The 3,437-nt window shown below is 44.1% G+C and carries 5 protein-coding genes; all 5 read right to left on the bottom strand.

Features of this window, described 5'->3' with window-relative positions; genetic code table 11:
* Nucleotides 1-389, bottom strand: a 389-nt coding sequence (locus ACRC27_RS07495; RefSeq protein ID WP_438639557.1) for an ATP-binding cassette domain-containing protein, incomplete at its 3' end; no start/stop codon positions are given.
* 229 nt (nt 390-618) lie between these two features.
* Nucleotides 619-1,011, bottom strand: coding sequence for a DoxX family protein (locus ACRC27_RS07490; RefSeq protein ID WP_438621704.1), 393 nt, complete (start codon nt 1,009-1,011; stop codon nt 619-621).
* 89 nt (nt 1,012-1,100) lie between these two features.
* The gene (locus ACRC27_RS07485; RefSeq protein WP_438621703.1) at nt 1,101-1,697 is read right to left on the bottom strand and encodes an FMN-dependent NADH-azoreductase; all 597 of its coding nucleotides are present in this window, start codon (nt 1,695-1,697) and stop codon (nt 1,101-1,103) included.
* Between the two features lie 259 nt (nt 1,698-1,956).
* Nucleotides 1,957-2,820, bottom strand: coding sequence for a LysR family transcriptional regulator (locus ACRC27_RS07480; RefSeq protein ID WP_438629091.1), 864 nt, complete (start codon nt 2,818-2,820; stop codon nt 1,957-1,959).
* Nucleotides 2,821-3,046: 226 nt separating this feature from the next.
* A partial coding sequence (locus tag ACRC27_RS07475) for a hypothetical protein (protein ID WP_438639556.1) occupies nt 3,047-3,437 on the bottom strand: 391 nt, incomplete at its 5' end.

The following is a 3,437-nucleotide window of genomic DNA, read 5'->3' as shown; positions in this document are numbered from 1 at the left end:
GTCACCGTTTTTTGCCGCATAATTGGCTGCATAGCCGGTGTATTTAGGTGTTGATTATGAGAAAACTGCAAAATACGCTGCAAATAGTGTTCGACTGACATCTCTACTGCGGGGATTTGTTGGGGCAAATACGCAATTTTTTGTCGGATAGCCGTTTGTGTGGCCGGTGAAATGGGGTATCCGAACAGAGATATACGGCCACTTTGAGCCGGAAGCATGCCACAAAGCTGCGTCAGCAAGGTGGTTTTACCGCAGCCGGACTCACCGGTGAGCGAGATACGCTGGCCTTGTGTTAATTGTGCTGAGAATGGGGCGATAAGCACAGTGTCATTATGTTTTACTGATAAGTTTTCGATTGTTAATACGGGGTGATGTACCGCTGAGGGCATGAGCTGGAGACTCCGGTTTTACAGCAAAAAACAGAAAGTAAGTGGTTAATGATAGGGCAGAGTCATTGCTTAGTGAAAGAACGTTGTCAGAATTATTTCATGGCTGAATGTAAATTCAGTGTGGTCAGTGTTGAAAACATATTAAATGGATCGCGTGAATATAAAAAAGCCCGCAACGCGGGCTTTTGGGGTGATCAATGGCGTTTATTTCGCCGGATAAATTTTAATTTTATTTATTTTTACACAGGCAGGCACGGTAGGCATCCCAGCTAAGTGCTGCTGCACCATGCTGAACCCACATCAGTAAACCACCGGCCATCGCAATATTTTTCATCAGCATGGTCATTTGCATACTTTCGGCTGGCTGATAGTGGAAAATAATACCACTGGCGATACAAAACAGTGCCAATGCTGCGGCCATAAAGCGTGTTTGGAAACCCACCAGCAGCGCTAAACCACCACCCAGTTCAAGCAAGATGACCAGTGGTAATAAAAACCCCGGTAACCCGACCGACTGCATATAGCCTTCAATTCCGGCATAACCTGCACCTAATTTACCCCATCCGGCAATAATGAAGATATAAGCCATCATCGCTCGAGCCAATAGATCAATATATTTCATGTGGATATCCTTTATTCCTGTTGTTATTCCTAAACTATATTCACGCAAACTTTATGCTAAAAGAGTGCTGTTTGATTACGCAACTTATTCTAGCCATTAATCAGCGCGGCTAACTGTTCACGTGCTGCCGTGTGTGCTTGGTTTACGGCATCGGGCCCGTAAGCAATGGCTTCGGCATAAACGAAATCAATATCTGTAATACCGATAAAATTCAGCACGGTTTGCAAATAGGGCGTGATATGGTCAGTAGGTAAATCTTTATGGATCCCGCCACGGCTACTCAGCACAATGGCTTTCTTACCGCTGATTAAACCTTCTGGCCCTTTTTCAGTGTAGCGGAATGTTTTTCCTGCCCGTAATACCATATCAATATAAGCTTTTAGCTGAACGGGAATGCTGTAGTTATACATAGGTGCTGCTAACACAATAATATCGTGCGCCAAAAGCTCGTTAATTAAGTGGTCTGACAGTGTCAGTGCTTCCTGCTGACGCGGGCTCAGTTCACCGGTTGGGCGGAGTGCTCCGACTGTTTCGCTGTCGAGCATTGGAATCGGGTTCGCGACCAGATCATGTACAGTGACGTTGTCACCTTTTTCTTGGTATTGCGCAATCAGAAAGTCGGCCATTTTGTTCGATTGTGACTGGGCAGCCATGATGCTGGATTTTAAAACCAATACGTTACTCATAAATTCGCTTCCTGTATTCATCCGTGTTGTGCTTTTTGTTGCTTAAACGGTGTTAATCGAACGTAGTGATGAAACAAAACCGTTAATAACAAAATGCACACTGTCAGTGTAGTTAAAAAAACGCCGTTGTGGGCATAACTTCAATTTACACGAAAAAATAAGGGTAAAAAGCGCAAAAAATCGGGCAAACCATTCTGATTAGTCGAATGATTTACCCGAAGGTTGCTAGAATAGTGGGTAGTCAAATACAAGTAGATGCTTATTTCAGGCGATCTGGTTCAGAGAAATAGTGAATGATTTGTTGCACAGCAGGTAATTGAGCGGCTTCTACGCTGTAACACCAGCCAATTCTACGGGAAAGGGTTAACTCGGGCAGTGTATATGTTTGTAAAACTGGCCAATCTGCTAACGCGCTGCTGGGTAACAGACCAATACCTAATCCGGCGTTGATCATAGCGGCCAGTTGAATATCGGTTTCTGTTTTTGCTTTGGGGGAAAGTACCAGTGAGTGCTGTGAAAGTATGCCCATAATACGCTGATAACTGGCGCTGTTATTACAAACAAGCCAACTATTGGCAGGAATGTCACTGGCTGAAATCGTACCTTTTTCGGCAAACAGAGCGCGCAATACTCTACTGTGCGGGTGATCAGGAGCGATCGCTACGCGGTACTCTTCATCGATCAAGGGAAAGAATAGATCGTCATCACACAGCGCAGTATCAAGATCGATCCGCATATCTCCGCAGCAGCCGGATCGTACATCCAGTTTTAAATTGGGGATCGCATGATAACATGCTGCCATGATCTGGCTTTGCAACTGTTGGCCAAGATCGGGCATCAGACCAATTTGTAAACTGAGCGCATTACCTTGTTCGGCAAACAGATCGGGCAGGGCATTGATCTCGTTGACCAGACGACGCGCTGTCGGGTAGAGCCGCCGTGCTTCTTCAGTTAGCGCAACCCCTTTAGGCTGGCGAATGAACAACTCGATACCCAGCTGATCTTCGAGTTGCCGGATAGCCGCCGATAGTGCAGGTTGCGAAATATGGCAGCGATGCGCTGCTGCGGTCATATTTTTCTCTTCAAAAACAGCGGTAAATGCGCGTAACTGGCGGTAATCCATAACTCTGGGTACTCTCTGGGGAGGTGATATACAAACTATATCAAATACATGAATTACTTAATTGATCCTTCGATAAAAAAGAGAGGAGTTGCTGTATTTTCATACAGTAACTCCTTTCAAATCTATTTCTAAAGTAATCTCAGGCTTTTTTAATGTGCGAGACTACACCCTGTCTAATTAAGTAGGCATGATATATTGATGAGTTGTTAACTGTAAGGGGTGTTTTTTATCGATAAACAAATTGTATTCCTGTTACATACCGAGGCGATTTAGCTGATGATGAGTACACGATAACACTATAAATAGAGTCATCAATTTGTGGGATTTCAGATGTCTTTCCGCGTGAATACTTACCAATTTTTTTCTCTTCCCCATCATTCCATTCCAATATTTGCAACATCTCCATGCCATTACTTCCTGCCCAAGCTGTACCGGAGATCCCTTTTATACTGGTTACATCACGAATATGCATTTGCGCGGCATATGTTTCTGAGTTACTACCACCATAACCACCGGCTAACAACTCACCTCCGACAGCATCATAAATACCATCGATAACAGCACTTCCCTGAAATCTAATTTTGCTGTAATCATTCGAAGATATGATATCTGAATAT

Source organism: Plesiomonas sp. (genome assembly GCF_051650925.1).
In the GTDB taxonomy this organism is placed as follows: Bacteria; Pseudomonadota; Gammaproteobacteria; order Enterobacterales; family CAMTGL01; genus Plesiomonas.
The sequence above is the reverse complement of the archived record's forward strand: the minus strand, read 5'-3'. Positions and strand labels throughout refer to the sequence as shown.

Coding starts and splice junctions, on each gene's coding strand:
- ACRC27_RS07490 (WP_438621704.1), bottom strand. CDS start 1,011: ATGAAATATATTGATCTATTGGCTCGAGCGATGATGGCTTATATCTTC.
- ACRC27_RS07485 (WP_438621703.1), bottom strand. CDS start 1,697: ATGAGTAACGTATTGGTTTTAAAATCCAGCATCATGGCTGCCCAGTCA.
- ACRC27_RS07480 (WP_438629091.1), bottom strand. CDS start 2,820: ATGGATTACCGCCAGTTACGCGCATTTACCGCTGTTTTTGAAGAGAAA.